This is a genomic window from Paenibacillus cineris, assembly GCF_018333335.1.
In the GTDB taxonomy this organism is placed as follows: Bacteria; Bacillota; Bacilli; order Paenibacillales; family Paenibacillaceae; genus Paenibacillus_AQ; species Paenibacillus_AQ favisporus.
This window is the reverse complement of sequence record NZ_BORU01000001.1, coordinates 253,520-274,438: the sequence shown is the minus strand read 5'-3', so window position 1 is coordinate 274,438 and position 20,919 is coordinate 253,520. Positions and strand designations below refer to the sequence as shown.

At 58.2% G+C, this 20,919-nt stretch carries 20 protein-coding genes and 1 riboswitch; of the genes, 4 read left to right on the top strand and 16 right to left on the bottom strand.

Annotation, left to right across the window (positions count from 1 at the left end):
• Positions 1-120: 120 nt before the first annotated feature.
• The gene (locus KI379_RS01475; protein WP_212982555.1) at positions 121-1,692 is read right to left on the bottom strand and encodes a copper amine oxidase N-terminal domain-containing protein; all 1,572 of its coding nucleotides are present in this window, start codon (positions 1,690-1,692) and stop codon (positions 121-123) included.
• A gap of 150 nt (positions 1,693-1,842) precedes the next feature.
• Between KI379_RS01475 and KI379_RS01470 the strand changes: the two genes are divergently transcribed.
• On the top strand, positions 1,843-2,226 hold the full coding sequence (locus KI379_RS01470; protein WP_084204047.1) for a winged helix-turn-helix transcriptional regulator: 384 nt from the start codon (positions 1,843-1,845) through the stop codon (positions 2,224-2,226).
• 121 nt (positions 2,227-2,347) lie between these two features.
• Here KI379_RS01470 and KI379_RS01465 read toward each other — a convergent pair whose 3' ends face one another.
• Positions 2,348-2,854 (bottom strand): GNAT family N-acetyltransferase, encoded by a 507-nt coding sequence (locus tag KI379_RS01465; RefSeq protein ID WP_089545564.1) that lies wholly within the window; start codon positions 2,852-2,854, stop codon positions 2,348-2,350.
• Positions 2,855-2,952: 98 nt separating this feature from the next.
• Positions 2,953-3,798, bottom strand: coding sequence for an SDR family oxidoreductase (locus tag KI379_RS01460; RefSeq protein ID WP_212984581.1), 846 nt, complete (start codon positions 3,796-3,798; stop codon positions 2,953-2,955).
• A gap of 320 nt (positions 3,799-4,118) precedes the next feature.
• On the opposite strand from KI379_RS01460, the gene KI379_RS01455 reads away from it, so the two are divergent.
• Positions 4,119-4,850: an MBL fold metallo-hydrolase gene (locus KI379_RS01455; RefSeq protein WP_212982553.1), complete on the top strand. Its 732-nt coding sequence runs from the start codon at positions 4,119-4,121 to the stop codon at positions 4,848-4,850.
• Positions 4,851-5,058: 208 nt separating this feature from the next.
• Positions 5,059-6,150, top strand: coding sequence for a M24 family metallopeptidase (locus KI379_RS01450; RefSeq protein WP_212982551.1), 1,092 nt, complete (start codon positions 5,059-5,061; stop codon positions 6,148-6,150).
• Positions 6,151-6,273: 123 nt separating this feature from the next.
• Here KI379_RS01450 and KI379_RS01445 read toward each other — a convergent pair whose 3' ends face one another.
• On the bottom strand, positions 6,274-6,960 hold the full coding sequence (locus KI379_RS01445) for a queuosine precursor transporter (protein WP_212982549.1): 687 nt from the start codon (positions 6,958-6,960) through the stop codon (positions 6,274-6,276).
• A 298-nt stretch (positions 6,961-7,258) separates the two neighbouring features.
• The gene (locus tag KI379_RS01440; protein WP_212982547.1) at positions 7,259-8,341 is read right to left on the bottom strand and encodes a hypothetical protein; all 1,083 of its coding nucleotides are present in this window, start codon (positions 8,339-8,341) and stop codon (positions 7,259-7,261) included.
• 132 nt (positions 8,342-8,473) lie between these two features.
• On the opposite strand from KI379_RS01440, the gene KI379_RS01435 reads away from it, so the two are divergent.
• On the top strand, positions 8,474-8,752 hold the full coding sequence (locus KI379_RS01435; RefSeq protein ID WP_212982545.1) for a hypothetical protein: 279 nt from the start codon (positions 8,474-8,476) through the stop codon (positions 8,750-8,752).
• Between the two features lie 13 nt (positions 8,753-8,765).
• On the opposite strand, the gene KI379_RS01430 is transcribed toward KI379_RS01435, so the two are convergent.
• The 11 genes from KI379_RS01430 to KI379_RS01380 form a co-directional block, all read right to left on the bottom strand.
• Positions 8,766-10,160, bottom strand: coding sequence for an L-cystine transporter (locus KI379_RS01430; RefSeq protein WP_076173412.1), 1,395 nt, complete (start codon positions 10,158-10,160; stop codon positions 8,766-8,768).
• A 240-nt stretch (positions 10,161-10,400) separates the two neighbouring features.
• Positions 10,401-12,014 (bottom strand): cobyric acid synthase, encoded by a 1,614-nt coding sequence (locus KI379_RS01425; protein WP_212982543.1) that lies wholly within the window; start codon positions 12,012-12,014, stop codon positions 10,401-10,403.
• 16 nt (positions 12,015-12,030) lie between these two features.
• Positions 12,031-12,864 (bottom strand): adenosylcobinamide-GDP ribazoletransferase, encoded by an 834-nt coding sequence (gene cobS, locus KI379_RS01420; protein WP_212982541.1) that lies wholly within the window; start codon positions 12,862-12,864, stop codon positions 12,031-12,033.
• A complete protein-coding gene (cobU, locus tag KI379_RS01415; RefSeq protein ID WP_244879161.1) occupies positions 12,861-13,454 on the bottom strand; it encodes a bifunctional adenosylcobinamide kinase/adenosylcobinamide-phosphate guanylyltransferase in 594 nt (197 codons plus the stop codon). The genes cobS and cobU overlap by 4 nt, the downstream gene beginning before the upstream one ends.
• On the bottom strand, positions 13,451-14,521 hold the full coding sequence (cobT, locus tag KI379_RS01410; RefSeq protein WP_212982537.1) for a nicotinate-nucleotide--dimethylbenzimidazole phosphoribosyltransferase: 1,071 nt from the start codon (positions 14,519-14,521) through the stop codon (positions 13,451-13,453). The genes cobU and cobT overlap by 4 nt, the downstream gene beginning before the upstream one ends.
• A gap of 93 nt (positions 14,522-14,614) precedes the next feature.
• Positions 14,615-15,394, bottom strand: coding sequence for an ABC transporter ATP-binding protein (locus KI379_RS01405; protein ID WP_212982535.1), 780 nt, complete (start codon positions 15,392-15,394; stop codon positions 14,615-14,617).
• Positions 15,391-16,437: a FecCD family ABC transporter permease gene (locus tag KI379_RS01400; protein ID WP_212982534.1), complete on the bottom strand. Its 1,047-nt coding sequence runs from the start codon at positions 16,435-16,437 to the stop codon at positions 15,391-15,393. The genes KI379_RS01405 and KI379_RS01400 overlap by 4 nt, the downstream gene beginning before the upstream one ends.
• Positions 16,437-17,450, bottom strand: coding sequence for an ABC transporter substrate-binding protein (locus KI379_RS01395; RefSeq protein ID WP_145136764.1), 1,014 nt, complete (start codon positions 17,448-17,450; stop codon positions 16,437-16,439). Before KI379_RS01395 ends, KI379_RS01400 begins: the two co-directional genes overlap by 1 nt.
• 351 nt (positions 17,451-17,801) lie before the next feature.
• Positions 17,802-18,019: riboswitch (cobalamin riboswitch) on the bottom strand.
• Between the two features lie 271 nt (positions 18,020-18,290).
• Complete coding sequence (locus tag KI379_RS01390) at positions 18,291-19,115, bottom strand: histidine phosphatase family protein (protein WP_212982532.1); 825 nt, start codon at positions 19,113-19,115, stop codon at positions 18,291-18,293.
• On the bottom strand, positions 19,103-20,074 hold the full coding sequence (gene cbiB, locus KI379_RS01385) for an adenosylcobinamide-phosphate synthase CbiB (protein WP_212982530.1): 972 nt from the start codon (positions 20,072-20,074) through the stop codon (positions 19,103-19,105). The genes KI379_RS01390 and cbiB overlap by 13 nt, the downstream gene beginning before the upstream one ends.
• Entirely contained in the window at positions 20,071-20,793 is a 723-nt protein-coding gene (locus KI379_RS01380) for an adenosylcobinamide amidohydrolase (protein WP_212982528.1), read from the bottom strand. The genes cbiB and KI379_RS01380 overlap by 4 nt, the downstream gene beginning before the upstream one ends.
• Positions 20,794-20,919: the final 126 nt, after the last annotated feature.

Below are 20,919 nucleotides of genomic sequence, written 5' to 3'. Positions count from 1 at the left end.
ATTCTTGAATGTACCGGAGATCTTATCCCCATTAAAAAAGGCAGCCCCTCAGGGCTGCCTTCAGTTCTTCTCATACGTTCCGCATTCTTCATCCGAGTTTTTCAAGCTTTCCAGCTTAATCTACTCCCGCTCAATCGTCACCAACTGCTCACTCTTATCCCAGTTCACCTTCGTGCCGAAAGCGTCGGCCACAAAACGCAGCGGAACGTACAGTGAGCCGTCGCGGTTGATCACCGGCTGGGCCAAGGTAACGGCTTTGCCGTCGATCGTCGCTTGCTTGGAGCCTTCCTTGATGACGATCTGGGTGCCTTTCAAGTCATCCACCATCGTCAGCTGCTTCGTGGCCCCGTTCCATTTCAGTTGGGCATCCAGCTGATCCGCAACGTATTTGATCGGCACCATCGTCGTGTTGTTCACGATAATGGCTTCCGGGTAGTACCAGTAGTCTTCGTCGTCCTCAGCATTTTGGCGCGTTGTCAGCGAAATCTGCTTTTGCGTAATCTTCGCGTCTTCCGTCAAGAGACGGTACAGATCGGATTTCGCATCGAGATGACGGATCACTTCGCCTGGCGTCACGCCGATCAAGCTTGGTTCCCACACGCCTTTGGACGTGTCGACCTTATTCACGGTCACCGGCTGGTTGACGTTCCACGTCTCCGACTGCGAGTGAACTTTCACCTGCTTCACAGGCACGCCTTCGCCCTGCGGAATTTGGATCGTCAGGTCCATGTTCTGCTTGCGGATCTGCAGCTTGCTGTCCAGGAAGAAGTCCAGGGACAGCACGGTATCCTTGCCAAGGATCACCGACATATCGGGTTCAGCCATCATTTCTTTGACGGTATCGTCGTATTGAGGCAGGAACTCGTTCAGCGCCTTCAGCGCTTCATCGGTAAAATAAGTCACCGCCGCGTCTTTATCCTTCAGCACGCTTTCCGGCGTGCCGAACGCTGCAGCCATATCTCCCATGTCCTCACCGGACTGGCTAAACGTAGATTCAAAGATCGGATAGTAGACGTCGTAGACGGCCGCGATCATTTCTTTCAATCCTTCTTTGTCCTGGGATACGCTGGTCAGGAAGCCTTTAACCAGGCCTGCCAGCTCATCACCGCGAATGTCGATGTGCAGCTTCTGCAGCGACAGCGATTCGCCGTTCACTTTGTCAGTCACGGAGGACAGTGCGATCGAGGACGGGTTCGGCGCGTGCTTGATCAGGAAGCCGCCGACATCCTTCACCATTTTCAACGCGCTTTCGTTAGACATTTGAAGTCCAGTCATCGTGAGCCCTTCCATGCCTTCCATACCGTTCAGCGGAATCACGACAGGTTGAGTCATGCCTTCAAGAGACAAGGCCAGGTTGTCCTTATCTACGGACAGATGGAACGGAATTTGCTTGCCGTTAACCTTCACGGCGCCTTCAATTGATCCGGTGTTTGGATCCTGCGTACGAGCCGAGTCAATCGTGAGCGAGATCGAGTTGATCAGGTCGATCATCTGCTTATCTTCTGCCGTCAGCCCGCTATCCGCAGGCACCAGTTCAAGCGACATCGAGGACTTCGCTTCGGACGATTTGACATCCAGGGTACTGAGCACCGCTTTGTTGACGTCCAGGCCGCCAACGGCCTGACAGCCTGCCAGCACAATCAGCATGATGGCCAGTCCAAGCGCCAATCCCCATTTGAAACGCTTCTTCATCAGTTTACCTCCCCATTATGTATGCATGGAAAAAATTCCATTTTATATAGTATGCCAGCAGGTAACACCGAATGTAAAGAACATTTCAAACCGTATATATTTAACGCTCCATTTGCGATATAATGAACATCATAAACGAGGTGAAGAAGCATGCAATCAAGTCCTTTGTGCCCCAAATTGGAAAAAGGGATGGAAATTATCAACCGGCGCTGGACCAGCCTGATCATCCATCAGCTGCTGAGCGGCCCGAAGCGTTTTTGCACCATTGAATCCTCCCTGCCGATCAGCGGCCGGTTATTGTCGGAGCGGCTTAAGGATTTAGAGCAGGACGGTGTCGTCCGGAGAGAGGTTTTTCCGGAAACGCCGGTGCGAATCGAATATTCCCTGACCGAGAAGGGCATGGCACTCGAACCGGTCATCCGGGGAATCGAGCTCTGGTCCGAGCAATGGGTCACGATTGATAATGCGGACTCCACGCCCGCCGAAGCTGCCAAGTGCTGCGAAGCGAAGCCTGCCTGCGACGAGGACCTTTAATACGTACGGATTGGATCCCCCCCTCCTCACCAACAACAAAAGGCGCCTGCTGCATGCAGAGCGCCTTTTTGATATTTCTGCCTTTATTATGGAAAATGAGCCGTCATTGCCTCCGGGCTTACTATACTTTGCGCCCAACGATGACCAAATCCCGTTCCACGCCATCCAGCTCGGCCACGCCCGGCAGCACGCCCCAATCCTCAAAGCCATAGCGGCGCAGCAGCTTCAGACTCGGTTCGTTATGCCCGAACACAAAGCCGACCAGCCGGTTCAGTCCGAAGCGTGGAGCTTCGGCCAGCGCCTTTTCCAGCAAAATCCGGCCGACGCCCGCCCCGCGGCACTCTTCCGCCACGTAAATGCTGATCTCCGCCGTCGCGTTATAGGCTGCCCGCCCATAAAAAGACTGGAAGCTGAGCCAGGCCACAACCTTCCCTTCGGAACGCATGACCCACAGCGGACGGTGATGGCTGTTATGCTCATGGAACCAGGCCAGCCGGCTCTCTACCGTCACGGGCTCCAGATCCGCGGTCACCATTCTTCCCGCCACCGTCGTGTTGTAAATATCGACCACCGCCTGCAAATCCTCCAGCGCGGCGTCTTCAATGATGTAATGTTGTTGCGTCGTCATCTGCCCTGTTCAGCCTCCTACCGCTTGTCTTCGAATCGTTATTTTCTATTGTAAAAGAATCCGGGAATCTGTGCTATAGGAAGCTTTTGACGCTTTACTCACCCGTCCAGTCCCACCATCTGCTCGCTCCAAGCCCACAAGCGTTTTGCACTCTCCCGGTCGGCTGCTTTGGGCTTCAGCGCCTGCTGCTTTTTCCGGTAAAAATATTTCCCGCTCACCCCCGCAACCTCCGGCGAAGCTGCCAGGTAAATGGCGGTTTCCGCCCCCTGCTCCGGCGTCAAAAACATAGGCTTCAGCGCGGCCAGCACCCGCCTGCCAAAGCCCGTATCGCGGTTCACCCCGATTTGCGTCGCGACAGCGCCGGGATGGACGCAGTTCACGGTAACCCGGGTGTTTTTCAGCCGCTCGGCCAGCTCCACCGTGAACAAAATGTTCGCGAGCTTCGACTGGGCGTACGCCTTGATCGGATTAAAGCTGCGAGACAAAAACGGATCGTCAAAATGGATGCTGCCGGCCTTATATGCTCCGGATGCAACGACCACGATTCTTCCCTGCTCCGCGGCGGTCAGCCGGTCCAGCAGCAAGTTGGTCAGCAGAAAATGGCCCAGGTGGTTCACGCCAATGTCCATTTCGAAGCCGTCGCGGGTTAGCTGCCTTTTCAGCATGACTACCCCCGCGTTGTTGACCAGCACATCCAGCACCGGATAACGCGCCTTGAATGACTCCGCAAAGCGGCGGATACCCGCCAGATCGCCCAAATCGCACAGCATCAGCTCAATCGCCCCCGAGCCGCTCCGGCGGATAGCCTCCTGCAGTGCAGCTTGGCCGCGCGACTCGCTCCGGCACACCATAATAACGTGCGCTCCCTGCTTCGCCAGTTCGACCGTCGTCGCCAGTCCCATACCGGAGTTGCTGCCGGTCACGACTACCGTTTTTTGCTCCATGCTCACCCAGATCCCTCCCTTAACGCGTACTGCTTTTTCTAAAATACTAGCACACAGGCAAGGGAAAGCGTAGATGGTTCTGCTGAATTCCTCCCCTCTTCTTTCCGCGTAGGCAGCGCCATTATATACGGCTTTTCCACAGGCTCATACTAGAGTGGCATCCTGCAGGACCTGGCCATAACGGACAGCATTTTGCAGCACCAAGACTCGGGGCACTTTCCAGAACTGCTTTTTCTTTTTGCAGATGAGAGGTTTATAATAGAAGCAATCCATGCTTTCACACTAAAAAACATAGGAGGTGTACCGGATTTATCCGGGAAATGATGCAAATCGGACATCAGATCGTATCCATTGAGCTGTTTGCCCAGCCAACGGCCGAGCAGCCTGCTTACCAGCCGGTCCTGCTGTGGGATGAAACCGGGGCCACGCTCGTCGACACCGGCAATGTCGGCCAGTTCGACCAGGTCCAAAAGGCGATCGCCGAGGCCGGTCTCACCCTGAACGATATCAAGCGCGTCATCCTCACGCACCAGGACATCGACCATATCGGCAACGTATCCCGCCTGCTTGAAGCCAATCCCGGCATCGAGATCTGGGCCCATGAAGACGATATTCCCGTCATCACCGGACAAGAGCCATTGATCAAGGTCACGCCGGAGCGTCTCGCCCAAATGCCCAAAGCGGCCCGGGAGGCGGTTCAAAACGTTCTCGACGAGCGTTCCTCCATTTCCATCAGCCGGGTGCTGCATGACGGGGATCATCTGGAGCTGCACGGCGGCATGCAAGTAATCCATACACCAGGGCATACACCGGGGCATATTTGTCTGTACCTTCCCAAAGAAAAGCTGCTGCTCGCAGCCGATGAGCTGACCATTCGCGAGGGTGAACTGCAGGGACCGGTACCCGGTTTCACGCCGAATATGGCACAGGCTATCGAAAGCATGGGCAAGCTGGCCGATCTGCCGCTGGATGGAGTGTTCTGCTACCACGGCGGCTTGTACGACAAGTCTCCGAACGAACGCATCCGGGAGATCATTCAAAGTCACCGGTAACCCATACGTCTATCGGCGTTATTGCGTTAAAGATGACCGCGTTTAACGGAAGTTTTCGGACCGCGTAACCATAGGATTGAAGTGACACGGGGAGCCTGGATCGGGCAGTTCGATCAACGAGCAATCGAGCCATCGGGCAATCGGACAACAACATTGACGTACACGGCCTGCCCACCAGCCCCTTCTACATAAGAAAGGATGAATAATCATGAGCAACCGAATCACCGCCTTGGAAAAGGCCATGAACGAACACGGCCTCGACAGCCTGCTCGTCACCGACCCTAAGCATGTTTATTACCTGACCGGCTTTGCCAGCAACCCGCATGAACGGTTTCTCGGCCTGCTGCTGACCCGCGGCGAACAGCCGCTCCTGATCGTACCCGCCCTCGATGCCGAGGCCGCCCAGGCCGCATCCTCGGTAAAAAACATCATCACGCATGCCGACACGGACAACCCGTACGACCTGCTTCGGCAGCAGTTCAAGAACACGATCGGCACGCTCGGCATCGAAAAGGAACAGATCAGCGTGGCGCGCTACGAACAGCTGCAGCAGTCGGTTGGCGCCGGGCAATACGAAGATATCGGTCCGCTGCTGCGCGCGATGCGCGTCAGCAAGACACCGGAGGAAATCCAGCGCATGAAGCATGCGATTGACCTGATTGAAGAAGTGCTGCGGCAGGGCCTCTCCCGCGTGAAGCCGGGTGTGACCGAGATCGAAATCGTCGCCGAGCTCGAATATTTAATGAAGAAACTCGGTGCGGACGGTCCTTCGTTCGACACGATGGTGCTGACCGGACCGAAGACGGCGCTCCCTCACGGCACGCCAGGTCAGACCAAGATCCAGTCCGGCGACCTGCTCATGTTTGACATGGGCGTCTACACCAACGGCTACGCTTCCGATATCACCCGAACGTTTGCGGTCGGCGACATTTCGCCGGAGCTGACGAAGATTTACAACACCGTGCTCGAAGCCAACCTGCAGGGCATTCAGGCGATCAAGCCGGGCGTGACGCTGGCTTCTATCGACCAGGCGGCCCGCCAAGTAACGGAGGACGCAGGCTACGGCCAGTACTTCATGCACCGTCTCGGGCACGGCCTCGGCATGGATGTGCACGAGTATCCGTCCGTGCACGGCGGCAATACCGACTTGACGCAGCCGGGAATGGTGTTCACCGTGGAGCCGGGCATCTATGTGCCGGGACTTGGCGGTGTGCGGATCGAAGACGATATCGTCGTCACTGACAACGCCGTTGAAGTCCTGACCTCGTATCCGAAAGAATTAACGGTTATCGGCGGCTAATGCCCTATGAAACGGCAAAACCGGAAGACCTCATCGACAGATGGATCTTCCGGTTTTTTTGTGCTGCAACCATTCAGCTTATCTATTGAACAGCGGCAATCATACAGTGGCCGTCTGCTCTGCTTAATCCTCGTCCTTGAATTTGAAATCGCGGGCGATATATAGAAACGGCGTTCCCACCGCGGTCAGCACGAACTTGATCAGATACGTCGTCACGAATATTTCAATCCAGACCGACAGCTCGTAACGCGGACCAGCAAAAGCAATCGTGCAGAAAATAAGCGTGTCCACCAGCGAGCTGATCATCGTGCTGCCGTTGTTGCGGATCCAGAACTGGTTCCGCTTGCCGAACAGCTTGCGCAGCCAGGCATACAGACGCACGTCCAGGAATTGGCTGACGAAGTAAGCCGTCAAGCTTCCCAGCGCCAGGCGCGGCATCAGGCCAAAGATGTTCTGCAGCGATTCCTGCGCGAGGTCGCTCTCGTCCGGCGTAAAGAACAGCGCCATCTGCATCAGCAGCGTCGTCATCAGCAGCGTGAAAAAGCCGAACCACACCGCCTTCTGCGCTTCCTTCCGGCCGTATTTCTCGTTCAGCAGGTCACTGGTCATATACAAACTGACATACATCGTGTTGCCAAGCGTCAGGACGATGCCGAAAATATCGATCGTCTTCGTCACCTGAATGTTCGCGATCACCGTCGCGACCCCGATCCAGGCGTACAGCCCCTTTTTGCCGAATAAACGGTAGCACAGCAGATACAGTGAAAAATTAACAAGTACGAACAAAATACCCCACAACAAATTGTACACTCGTGTTCCTCCTAGTTTTGATTACGCGGGATGGTTGCGAACCGCGGTTTTGGGGTCTTTGTCTATTCTATCAAACCCAAAACATGTACTACTCTATCACACGGAAACGGAAGTTGCCATGTTTTTTTCTGGGACTGGAAATGTCTTGGGCAGGCTCCGGGAACCGCCGGGAGGCACCACTGCAAACAAAAACTGCCCACGTTCCGGCGTTCGCAGCCGGCATGGGCAGTCTTTTCAATAACGCATATAACATGGATCACACTCGTTCATCGTCCTGAACAAGGCACAAGGCACGGCTTTACTGCACGTCCGAATTGGTAAAATACAGCGTCTGCGGTCCGGCCGCTCCACCGGTCAGGCTCAGCTCGGCCGCGATTGTTTTGCCCTTTTTGTTCACCGTAAATTCGGTAAACTTCCAGGCGTTCTGATAGTTTACGAACGGCGATTGCAGCAGATCCCTGCCCCAGCCGATCACATAGTGGCCCGCGCCGCCGGAGGGGTTATCGTACACGGAAATGGTCCGTTTGACGTCCAAATCGTTGTTGATGGCCACGCTGAGGTTGTACATGACCCCATAGTTGCCGTTGTTGATGACGGTTCCGCCGTCCACCGCGTTCCAGCCTTCCTCATACTCACCCGGCATGCTGTCGCTCCACGGACCGCTCGCCGCTGAGGAAATGCGGATCAGCGAATTGCCGCTCGACGTATTATAGTCCAATGTACCGGTACGGTCCGCATGAGGGAATGTCCCGCGCACGTGCACATCCTTCGGCAGAATCGGTACGTCCAATGGGTTGGCCGGCTGCTCTTTATAGCCCAGCGTCGTAACCGTGACGGTTGCATCCCCATGCCCTTGCTGCGTATACGCGGCAAAATTGGCGATGCCGCTGGCGGTGTGCGTATTTTCCGCAAGGGCGGTCAAATAATAGCTCTCTCCCGGCTGCAGGATTGCTTCCTTCTTCTGGGCCGCACGATTGCTCATAAAATCAGCCAAGGCCGTCTGACCGGCGACATCCGGATAATAATCCGTCGCAAGCCCGATCCCCTCCGAGAACAGCATGACAGGCTCGGCGGACGTGTTGGTCACAGCCACGGCCACGGTCAGCGGCTCGCCGGTCATATTTTGATGATGCCAAAATACGCGGAACGATCCGGTCACCGCATCCCTGTAGTAAGCGCCTTCAACTTTAGGGGATTCCGGGGAGTCGCTCAGGATCAGGGATCCGCCCGTTCCCGTCAGCACCGGTTTCACCATGGGGACCGCCGGTTTCAGCGTCTCAATCGGTACCAGCTCCGCGTCGTCCGCAAAAGCCGCAGCCGATCCGGATAGCAGCAGCGTGCCCAGCAGGCCGATGTTCAGCAGCCATTTCGTCTTTTTCATGCTCATTCCCTCCTGAATTTGTAAGAGTATCCTTCCAGGTGGCGATCGTGGGATGTCATTTCGGATGGTTAACATGTTCGCGAAGGTGCGGTGTTTTCCTTTTTTTAGGGACTGCGGCCAAAGGCTCATTTCTTGGAATTGTTTGTTGACGAATCTATTTTGCCCGATGGTGCGGGGCTCTCAAACATCTCAGCGCTGTTAAGCCTTGCTGCGGTACGTATCCTTTCTCCGCGGCCCCTCCCCGCCCTGAGGACAGTTCGCTTGGGTTCGTCAGCCAGTCCTTTGGTCGCAGAAAATAACGTCGAATGGTCTAGATTTTTATTACAAACTAAAAATGCCGATCCTCTCAAGCTATACTTTCTCATATCAAAAAAAGAAACCAAAGCCCGCAAAGGCTTTGGTTTCTTCTGACGCGTCCGCAAGCTTACGCATGCGCCGAGTCAAGCTCAACATGATTGTTGTTAAACGTATCCTGGTCGTTCTCTTTCAAAATTTTACTCGAGATCAGACCGGCCGTGATCGAGTCGTTGACGTTCAGCGCCGTGCGTCCCATGTCGATCAGCGGTTCAACCGAGATCAGGAGACCGGCGAGCGCCACCGGCAGGTTCATTGTGGACAGGACGATCAGGGATGCGAAGGTGGCACCGCCGCCGACGCCGGCAACCCCGAAGGAGCTGATGGTTACGATCAGAATCAGTTTAATAATGAAATCCCAGCTTGTCGGATCGATGCCGACCGTCGGTGCGATCATCACCGCCAGCATCGCCGGATAAATACCGGCGCAGCCGTTCTGGCCGATTGTGGCACCGAAGGTTGCCGACAGGTTGGCAATCCCTTCCGATACTCCAAGCTTCTTCGTTTGGGTTTCCACGTTCAGCGGGATGGTTGCCGCACTGGAACGGGAAGTGAACGCGAAGACGAGCGTCGGGAAAACTTTGCGTACGTATTGGATCGGGTTGAACCCGAACAGCGTAATCAGAATCAAATGAATGATGAACATGACGATCAGGGCCACGTACGAAGCGCCGACAAACTTGGCGAGCTTCAGAATCTCATCGATATTCGTGGTAGCGGTCGTCTTCGTGATCAAGGCCAGGATGCCATATGGCGTCAGCCTGAGCACCAGTGTAACGATTCGCAGGACCACCGCATAGACCGCTTCGACCATTTTGCGGAAGGTAGCCGCCTGCTCCGGTTTTTTACGGTCAATGCCGAGAACGGCAACTCCGATAAAGGCCGAGAAAATAACGACAGCCAGCGTCGAGGAGCGGCGTGCTCCGGTCATATCCGCGAACGGATTGGTTGGAATGAATTCCAGCACCTGCTGCGGGATCGATTTGTCCTTCACGTCTCCCACTTTTTCTTCCAGCTTCTGACCTTGCGCTTGTTCGCGGTCTCCCGCTTGGATCTCAATCGCCTTCAGGTTAAAAGACAAGCTGGTTACGATACTTACCGAAGCTGCAATCGCTACGGTGATGAGCAGAACAGCGATGATCGAGCCGCTCATTTTGCCGAGGTTCTGTCTGCCCTTCAGGTTCATGATCGCCGAAATGATCGAAACCATGATCAGCGGGATGACGACCATTTGTAACAAGCCGACATAACCGCTGCCGACAAGGCTGAACCAGTCGGTAGACTTGCTGACGACCTCCGATTGCGTGCCGAAGGCCCATTGAAGGATAAATCCGAAAATAATACCGAGCGCAAGGCCGGTAAATACGCGTTTCGTGAACGATACGTGCTTCTTCTGCATCCAGATCAACAGGCCGATCAGGATGAGCATCACAACGACGTTCACCACAGTCCAAAGTGTGTCCATCTCTCTTTCGTTCTCCCCTCTTATAACAATAATGTTAACGCCTGTCCCTGCGGCTTGCCCGCGGGCAGGTCGCTTGCTTTTTTGGGCAATCTGTGAAACTGGACTTTAGTGTAGCATAATTCATACTATTTGGGTAGGGTTAATTTCATGTTAGAATTTGCTGTAAAAAAAGAAAAAAGAAGCCATTCGCCAAGTGTACTTCGGAATGACTTCTACTTATTACCCGCATCCTGCTCAAAACTATACCGTCTTGGCGGATATCCCCATGATTTGATACACCTGCTCCAGATCGAGATGCTCTCTGACGAGCGACGCAACCCGGTCAAACTCCTGCTCTTTCAGCCCCGATGCGGAGAAAGTCTCCTTCACCGGGCGGAGCCCTTTGCTCTCCCGGATCCGGTCAAGCCATAAACGCCGAAGCCGGTCGTTATGAAACACCCCGTGCAGATAGGTGCCCCAGATCCGCCCATCCAGCGTCCCCCAGCCTTCAGCGGCCGGCTGCTCTCCGTCCGGCCCCAGCTTAAACACCGGGGCCATCTGCTCCCCTTTCAGGCTGCGGCTCTGCCCCATATGGATTTCGTATCCTTCGACGAAAATCGGTTCGCCGGCGGCCAGCAGGCATCGGCTCTCCGCGGACAGCAGCAGAGGAGAATGGTCCGCAACCTGGCCGGTCACCCGGACCGTACGCTTCTCTTTGGCAAACGTCGTTGCGACCGGCAAATACCCGAGTCCTTCCTCCTCACGGGCGACGCCTCCATCGGCGGCGTCCGGATCATGCAGCATTTTGCCGAGCATCTGGTACCCTCCGCAGATGCCGGCCAGCTGCGCATCGCCCGATTCGACGGCTGCGGCGATCGCCAGATCGAAGCCCTGGCTGCGGAGATACTGAAGGTCCCCGATCGTATCCTTCGTCCCCGGCAGGATGATCACATCCGGATGACCGAGATCGGCGGCCTTGGTAACAAAGCGGACCCGGACGTCCCTTTCCTCCTGCAGCGGGTCAAAGTCGGTGAAGTTGGAAATGCGCGGATAGCGGATGACGGCAATGTCGATGTCCGCTTCCGGGCTGGACTGCCCTTTGGCGGTCAGCTCATCCAGCACGACGGAATCCTCGGCCTCGATGCGGATGTCCGGGATATACGGAAGCACGCCCAGCACAGGAATGCCGGTCCGCTCCTCCAGCCAGTCCAGCCCCGGCTGCAGCAGGGACAAGTCTCCCCGGAACTTGTTGATGATAAAACCTTTTACCCGCTGCCGTTCGTGGGGCTCCAGCAGCTCTAAAGTACCCACCAGGAACGCGAACACGCCGCCCCGGTCGATGTCCGCAACGAGCAGCACGGGCGCATCCGCCCAGCCGGCCAGGTTCATATTGACGATGTCCCGGTCCTTCAGATTAATCTCGGCCGGGCTGCCTGCACCTTCCATCACGACGATGTCGTACTGCCTACGAAGCCTGTCGAGGGCTTCCAGCACCGTGTCCTTCGCTTCCGGCAGAAAGCGGCTGCGGTAATCGGTCGCGCTCATGTGTGCCAGCGGGCGCCCGTGAACGACGATCTGCGAATGCATATCGCCCGTCGGCTTGATCAGAATCGGGTTCATATCGGTGGTCGCCTCGATCCCGCAAGCTTCGGCCTGCATCCCCTGCGCCCGTCCGATTTCCTTGCCGTCCGCGGTCACATAGGAATTCAGCGCCATATTTTGCGACTTGAACGGTGCCGTACGGTATCCGTCCTGCACGAAGATGCGGCAGAGCGCCGCGGTCACGACGCTTTTGCCGACGTCCGAAGCCGTTCCCTGCAGCATCAGCACGGCTCCCGGTAAGCCGTCCTTCCGTGTTGTATCGGTTAATTCCATCGCGTCTGCCCCCTTGTCAAAAACGGTAGATAAGTATGGTCAGCACGAGCAGAAGCACAGTCTCAATGCCCTCGTTCAGCGCGCCGTAGGTGTCGCCCGTTAAGCCGCCGAGCTTGGCGTCCATCCGCCGCCCTGCCCACCATCCGGCAGCCCATGCCGCCAAAGGAAGCAGCAGCCAGGCTAATCCGGCATGAAGCCAGGTGATGCCTCTATAATTCCAGATCCCGGCAGGTCCGTAGGGAAGCAGCGGAGACAGCAGCGCCGCGATCAGGGTGAGCCCTGCCGCCAGCAGGAAGGACTCCATGCTCTGCTTCCGGGTCATGCCGTTGAAATAGCTGCCCGCCAGTCCCTCTTTGCCCCGCGCCATCGGCCAGGAAGCCATCGCATGGACCATGAACCAGCGGCTCCATACCGGCGGCAGCAGCAGAAGCAGCGGCGGGAGGCCGCCGAGCAGCAGCGAGTAAATCAGCGATGCCTTCAGCAGGAGGAGCAGCACGCAGGCCATGACGCCCATGGCCCCGACCCGGCTGTCCTTCATGATCTCCAGCATCCGCTCCCGCGAGCGGTAGCTGAGCAGGCCGTCCGCCGTGTCCATCCAGCCGTCGAGATGCAGGCCTCCGGTCAGGCCGACCCACAGAATCAGCATGAGCACGGCGGCAGGAAGCGGCGGAAGCAGATACGAAGCGGCCGCTCCACCGATCCAGACGGTCAAGCCGACCGCCAGCCCGACCAGCGGATAGAAGCGCGTGCTCCGGCGAAACAGCTCCGGCGTATAATCCAAAGTCATCTTGACCGGAAAACGGGTCAGAAATTGAAAAGCGGCCGCAGCCGCCTGAACGTTCATTTTCATAGGTGATACTCCCTGCTCTTCAGCTCGATCGGAATGCCGGCCGTTACCAGAAAAACCTGGTCGCTGACAGCCGCTACCTTGCGGTTCAAGATGCCCGCGTAATCGCGGAACACCCGGCCCAGCCGGTATTCCGGCACGATGCCGTCACCGACCTCATTGGTGACCAGAACCAGCGGAGAGGGATACGCCTGAATCTGCTCCACGAGCTGGTTGATGACTTCCATGAGGCGCGGTTCCATATCCTCCTCGCCCTCCAGCGCCAGAAGCGTATTGGACAGCCACAAGGTCAGGCAGTCCACCAGCACGGCCGGCGCGCGATCCTCCGCGGATAAAGCTGCGCCAGCAGGATCAGCCTGAGCCGCGCGCAGCGCCAGCAGCAGCTCTGCCAGCCGCAGCGGCTCCTCCCGGGTCTCCCAGGGATACGCCGCTTCGGTGCGCTGCTGCCGATGGAGGGCGATCCGCTCCTCCATCTCCCGGTCAAAGGCTTGCGCCGTCGCCACGTACACCGCCTGCCCGGCGTGGGCCATCATCAAGCGCTCTGCAAAGGAACTTTTGCCGCTGCGGGCGCCGCCTGTTACGAGTACGCTCACTCGGACGTCACCGCCTCGCCGCCGGAGATGCCGGCGCTTTCGAAGGTGGCCATCTCGCGCACGATGCGGCATGCGGCATCCACCAGCGTCAGGCCGAGCACGCCGCCAGTGCCTTCGCCGATGCGCATGTCCAAGTCAAGCATCGGCGCCAGCCCGAGCTCCTGCAGCAGCAGGCGGTGCCCCTGCTCATGCGAGGCGTGGGACGCGATCATGTATTCCGCGGCCAGCGGACAGATCGCCCGCGCCAGCAGAGCGGCGGCGCTGGAAATAAATCCATCGATGACCACGGGACATCGATGGGCGGCGGCGCCGAGGATGACGCCGGCCAGGCCGCCGATTTCGAGCCCGCCGACCTTGGCGAGCACATCGATCGGGTCGGCCGCGTCCGGCGCGTTGACGGCGAGCGCCTTCTCGATGACACCGATCTTATGAAGCAGGCGCTCGTCGGTCAGGCCTGTCCCGCGTCCGGCCGCTTCCTTGACCGGCGTGCCGGTCAGCGCGCACATGACGGCCGAGCTGGCCGTCGTGTTGCCGATGCCCATTTCGCCGGTAACGAAGATGCGGACGCCTTGCGCCACCGCTTCCTCGACGACGGCGATGCCGGTCAGGATCGACTGCTCTGCTTCCTCGCGGGTCATCGCCGGCCCCTTGGCCATATTGGCCGTCCCGTACCGTACCTTGCGGGACACCAGCTGCGGATGGGCCAGGTCGCTCTTCACCCCGATGTCGACGCAGACGATGTCCGCGCCGGCCAGCCGGGACAGCACGTTGACCGCCGCGCCTCCGGCGAGAAAATTGAGAATCATCTGCGGCGTCACTTCCTGCGGGAAGGCGCTGACACCTTCCTCGCACACCCCGTGGTCCGCAGCCATGATGATAACCTCTTTGCGCTCGAACAACGGCTTCGTCTCTCCGGTTATGCCGGCCAGCCGGATTACCAGCGACTCCAGCTTGCCGAGGCTGCCCGGCGGTACCGTCAGGTTGGCGATATGGGCAGCCGCCTCCTTTGACGCGGTCTCATCCAGGGGCTGAATCCGCTCCACGTACTGCTTCAAAAGTTCGTTCATCTTGCATCTACTCCCTCTCTCGTAAAACTGCCTTCAAACCGATCAACTCACAGCACGCTTACTTTCCGCACTCTCCTCCGGGCTGCTTTAATCCTACCGCTGCCTGGTCACCAGCACCTGCGGAATACCGCTGACCGGATGGGGAACAATGACCGGCTCAATACCGTATACCAGACGGATCGTTTCCTCGGTAAGCATGTCTTCCGGCGTTCCCATTCCGACCGCCTGCCCGTCCCTTAATACCAGCAGTTTATCACAAAACTGCGCCGCCAGGTTCAAATCATGCAGGACGGCGACGACCGTGATGCCTTCTTCTTTCCGCCACTGTGCCACCAGCTCCATGAACTGGTGCTGGTAGCGGATGTCCAGATACGTCGTCGGCTCGTCAAGCAGCAGAATCTGCGGCTCCTGCGCCATCACTTTGCCTAGGGCGACGCGCTGGCGCTGCCCGCCGCTCAGCTCATCCAGCGGGCGGTCCGCAAGCGCGTGCAGCTGCAGCTTCTCCATAATGTTCTCGATCAAGGCGTCAGGATCGCCGCCCTCGTCCCGGCCGAGCCAATCCTGGTACGGGTAACGTCCCATCTCCAGTACTTCCCTGACCGGATAATGGACAGGAGGAAGGCCGTCCTGCTGGAGAACGGCCATCATGCGGGAGAGGATTTTCCGGTTATAGGCAGAGGCTGGTTTGCCGTGAATCAGCACCTCGCCGCTGCTGACCTTCTCCACGCCGGAGATCAGCTGCAGCAGCGTTGACTTGCCGCTGCCGTTCGGCCCGATAATCCCCCACCATTCGCCTTCCCGAACCGACCAGTTGAGGCCATGGAGAGCTGTGATGCCGCCATACTGTTTCCCTGCTTCCCTGATCTCGATCATGTCCATCTCCCCTTCCGCTGCTTTTTGTTCCGGTACAGCAAATAGGCAAAAAACGGAGCGCCTACGAAGGCCGTCACCACGCCGAGCGGAATCTCCGTCGGCGCCAGCAGGGAGCGGGCGATCGTGTCAGCCCAGACCATGAAGACAGCTCCGCCGATGGCCGACAGCGGAACGATCAGCCGGTAATCGGGACCGGTGATCAGTCGGATCACATGCGGAATGACGAGTCCGACGAACCCTATAATGCCCGCAACCGACACCGCGGCAGCCGTGAGCAGCGTGCTGACGAGCAGCACCCCCAGCTTCACACGATCCACGTTCATTCCCATATGGGCCGCCTGCCGCTCACCTAAGGACAATAGATTCAGCGCGCGGGTCCGGCTCCAGACCACCGCAAATCCCACCAGAAAATACGGCAAAAGGATGGCCGTATACGACCATCCACGCAGGCTGAGGCTGCCCATTGTCCAATATATAATTTCATTGATCGTCCGGTTCGACATCGCCGAAAGGAAGGATACGACCGCTCCGAGAAAGGACTGCATCACCACGCCTGACAGAATCAGGCTGTTCGTCGGAATTTTTCCGCTCTCCCTGGCCAACGCGATGACCATCCACAGCGTCAGCATTCCGGTCACGAAAGCGACCGCAGGCAGCGTCCAGCCGCCGAAAAACGAATACTGCAGCCCGAAAAAGATCAGGAACGACGCGCCTACCGCCGACCCCGAGGAAACCCCGAGCGTAAACGGATCGGCGAGCGGGTTGCGCAGCACGCCCTGAAATCCCGAGCCGGCCACGGCCAGAGCCGCGCCGACCAGCATGCCCAGCAGAATCCGCGGCAGCCGCACCTTCACAATAATCTGCTCAAACGATGCGTTCCACGTCGGGTCGATATGGCTCCCGATCCATGGAATCCGGTGCAGCAGAATGAGGGCGATGTCCCGGATCGGCAGCGCGACCGAGCCGATCCCCAGACAGATCAGCAGGGTCAGGACGAGCAGGACGATGCCGATTCCTCCATAGCCTGCCAGCTTTTTGCTCATTATTTAAACAGGTCCGGATAAATGGCCTTCGCCACTTCCTTCAAGCCCTGCGTGACGCGCGGGCCCGGACGGCTCAGCAGATTGTCGTCAAGACCGATGACCGCATCGTTCTTGACGGCTGTAATCTGGTCCCAGCCGCTGCGGCCTTTAATGATGTCGCCAAGGCTTTTCTTCGTCTTCTCGTCGATGACGCTGTTGGCATACAAAATCACGTCCGGGTTGTCCTTGATGATTTTCTCTTCGCTGATTTCGCTCCAGCCCTCGGTGTCCGCCGCCACGTTCACGCCGCCGGCCAGGGTGATCAGCTCATCCATGAACTCGCCCTTGCCGACCGTCCAGCCCGGGGAAAATTCGATGTATACCTTTTTCTTCTGCTCCGGCGTCAGCGATTTGACTGCTTCGGTAACCTCATTTTCCTCCTGCTTCATCTTGTCGACCACCGCTTTGGCTTCCGCCTGATGGTCGGTGATGAGGCCGTAGGTTTCGATATTTTTGATGACGTCATCGACCGTTTTCGGATCGGTCTTGAAAATTTGAATGCCAAGGTCGCGCAGCTTCTTCACCGCTTCCTCGCTCATCGAAATGCCCGTGAATACGATGTCCGGCTGGGCCGCAATGATCGCTTCCTCGTTCGGTTTAGTAATGCCGCCCATTTTCGCCTTGGACTTGGCTGCTTCCGGATAATCGTCATAATCGGATACCCCAACGATCTCGCTGTCCAGACCAATCGCAAAGAGCGCCTCCGTCTCTGCAGGAGATACCGAGATAATATGCTTCGGCGCTTCCTTGAAAGTAAAGGACTCTCCCGTCGCATCCTGAATGGTCAGCGGATAGGTTGTTTTCAGTTCGTCTGTCTTTGTCTGCGACGCACTGTTATCCGTGTTTTGCTCCGTTTGGGCAGCAGGCTGCTGCGAGGCGGAGCTATCTTCGTTCTTGGCGCCGCAGGCGCTCAATGATAAGGCAAGCAGCAGCGCCGCAAGGCCTGTGGACCAGCGTTTCAAGGTTACGTTCATGATTTCTTTCTCTCCCTCTTTGTCTATCGAATAATTTGCACAAAAGAGGCCTGACCGGTATACGAAAACGGAATAAACCTGACGGAAATGCTAGAGTTGCAGCGCCACTGCTCACCATGAGCAGGCGTATGGCGTCTGCCCTCCATTCTTTGTCAACTAAAAAACCCTGACTCTTGTTCGATCAAGAATCAGGGATTACGTCTGCACGGAACATCCCGCGGCATCGCCGCGATGGACCGGTGTGCCTTGTAGCATGCTGCGAGGTCAAGTGGTCAAGCTAATGCTTGCTTGAGCTGCGGCGAACATGCGTTATGAAGGGCACGTGAAACGTAATCCTTTCCTCGAAGGACCGTCATTTCCTCTCGTGAGGCAGGTCTCCTGACTTACAGGCTGGGTAAAATCGTCCCCGCCTTCCCATCCCGTGTTGCTGCGGGACAGTGGCTTCCTGGGGACATACCTGTTTACAGTGGCGGGACCGTGCCGGAGTTGCACCGGCTTCCCTTTTCACCCGGATCAACGCTCGCCTTATACGGCAGACAGCTTCCGGGACCTCACAAGCACTCCTATTCAATTATCCTGGCCATGCTTCTTTTGTCCTGATTATAGGGGAAAAGCCTGCGGGTGACAATGGAATTTTTGTGTCCGGCATTTGCCGGGATACATATCCGGTCGCGTGCCCGGACGCGGGCCCGCAAGCATGTCCAAACTCGGGGGAACGGACGATTCGGGAAGCGCGCCCTTGCATGAAGGCTGCCTGAGCCCTTTCGCCGTTTCCCGTTGCCGGAGTGCAGAAAAGCTCTGACCGGTCGATGACGACCATTACCTTGTTTGCATCCTCTCTCAAGCTTCATTCACCAGCATACCGCTCCAACCGCCGGTTTCGTTAGTGAAGCTCAGCCGGATCCGCAGCAAACTCCCGGGCTTAACGTGAACGTCCCAGAAGGACAGCCCCGGGACGAGGCGGACCGCGAGCTGCCGCAAGACGCCGCCATGGGCGACGATCAGCATTTTCGGCTGAACCTGAGAATCGGGGCCGGTGCCTTCCGGTCCTTGCGATCGGGAAAGAGCCTCCTTCCTGTCACCGATTCCTTTCGATCCGGGCAGTGCCGCCTCACCAGTCTCGTTCTCTTGTGATCCGGGCAGTACCGCCTTACCGGTCTCGATCCTTTGCGATCGGGAATGCGCCGCCTCGCCGCCGGTCTGGGCCTCTGCCGGTCTTCTGCATACCCCTTCCACGTCCTTCAACAAGCTGCCGATAAACCCGTCGATCCTCCCTGCAAAATCCGCCCATGACTCCCCGCCCGGCGGCGTCACCTGCTGCGGCGAATCGATCCACTGCCGGTAAAGGAACTCGTGCTGCAGCTGTTCATAGGTATGCCCTTCCCAGGCGCCAAAGTCCATTTCCCGCAGCCGCGGGTCATACATCGCAGTATCTGCGTGTGCCGGACTAATGATCGCCAATGTCTCCCGGCATCGGGCCAGGTCGCTGCAGTATACGCGGTGGAACGCCTTCCCGGCCAGCTCCCGGGCCAGCGGCGCAAGCTCGCCCCTGCCGCCCGGATCCAGCGGGATATCCGTAAGCCCGAGATAACGCTTCTCCCGGTTCCACCGCGTCGTGCCATGCCGGACCAGCAGCAGATCGACCTGTTTCACTAGGACGTCCATAAGCTGCCCCCTGCCGCCCACAGTACGGCGATGCCCAGCAGAATAAAGATGACCGATACCAAGATAAGCAGCCGGATCGTCATCGTGATGTCGCGCGCCTCCATCGGGCGCAGCGCCTCGCCCATGTAAGCCCGGAACGAGGCGACGCCGTGGTACACGTTCTCGCCGCCGAGCCGGATGCCGAGCGCACCCGCCACCGCGGATTCGGGAAAGCCGCTGTTCGGGCTCGGATGGCGGCGCGCGTCCCGGCGCACGGTGCGCCAGGCTCTGGCGGCGTCCAGCCGCAGCAGCCAGGCGGACAGCACCAGGATGCCTGCGGTGATCCGGGCGGGAATGAAGTTCGCAATGTCATCCAGCCTCGCCGACGCCCAGCCAAGCTGCAAATATTTGTCATTCTTGTAGCCGACCATGGAATCGAGCGTGTTCACCGCCCGGTAGGCCATCGCCAGCGGCGCGCCGCCGATGATGGCGTAGAACAGCGGCGAGACGACGGCGTCGACGATATTTTCAGCCACCGTTTCGACCGTGCCGCGGACGATCTCCGGCTCGTCCAAGTGGGCCGTGTCCCGGCCGACGATCATGCCGAGCGACTTGCGCGCCTCCGGCAGATCGCCGCGCCGCAGATGGCCAAGCACTTCCTTGCCGGCATCCTTCAGCCCTTTGACGGCGATCGTCGTGGCGATCAGCAGCGCCTCCACCGCCCAGGCCAGCCACGGATGCACCTGATGCAGCCCCCAGAGCACAAGCCATGTCAGCAGCAGGGAGCCGCCCGCCACGATGACCGGGAGCAGTATCCCCGCCCTCTTGAGTCCTAACGGGCGGGTGACCCTTGCCCGAATGGCATTCTCCACCTTTTTGATCGCCTTGCCCATGCCGATGACCGGATGGGGAATCCACCTCGGATCCCCGATGATCCAATCGATGATAAAAGCCGCAGCAAGGATCCATATTGCGGTCATTTCCGCTCGCTCCAGGCCGCCAGCAGGCCTTCCTTCACCGTGGCGTACACCGCGCGTCCGATCATCGCGCCGAGGTCGGTCGCGGTGCCCGCATAGTGGTGCAGCCCGGCGTAAGCGGCGCTTTGGCTGACGCCGAGAACGACGGCGTCCGTCGTCGTTCCCGTGGCGACCAGCCCATTGTCCGGGTCGCGCACGTCCAGATCGGCCAGCGCCGCGGCCTTGGCCTCCACCGCCGTCATGACGGCGTTCAGCATGGCCGCCTTCGTCAACTGTCCGTCGATGGCCAGCATGATGTTGATCGTTCCCGGCGTATAGGCCGCGAACGTCCGCCGCTCCGAGCCGGCACGGGCCGCATTGGATACGCCGGCCGTCGTACAGCAGAACACTGCAGCCTGCTCGTTCTTCTCCTCATGCACCGCCGCATGGCGCAGCTGGACCGCCGTCAGCAGCCCCGCCGTCGTCTCCAGCGGGTATCCCCACGCCGTGAGCCATTCCTCCGTATCGCGCACCGGGTCGCTGCAGTCGTACGTCCGGTCTACATACATATTCGTCACCCGCTGCAGCCTGCTCATGCCGCCTCCGTGAATGGAGCTTCCGAGGCTGTCCAGCAGCTCCGGCGCCTCAAGCAGCAAATGCCGCTCTTTCCGCGTCAACACGAGCCCCGGCCACACGGTGGAACGGTACGTATCCTGCAATCCGTTCATAAATGGTGTCGTCATCGCTTCTTATCCCCCATATCGATCTTGTGTTTATGCGGACTCCAAAATCCGGTCCGCAAAGGATGTGCACATCCCGCGCCAGCGCCTACCGGCATAGCAGCCGTACCAGCCCTGCGTCTTGGGCCT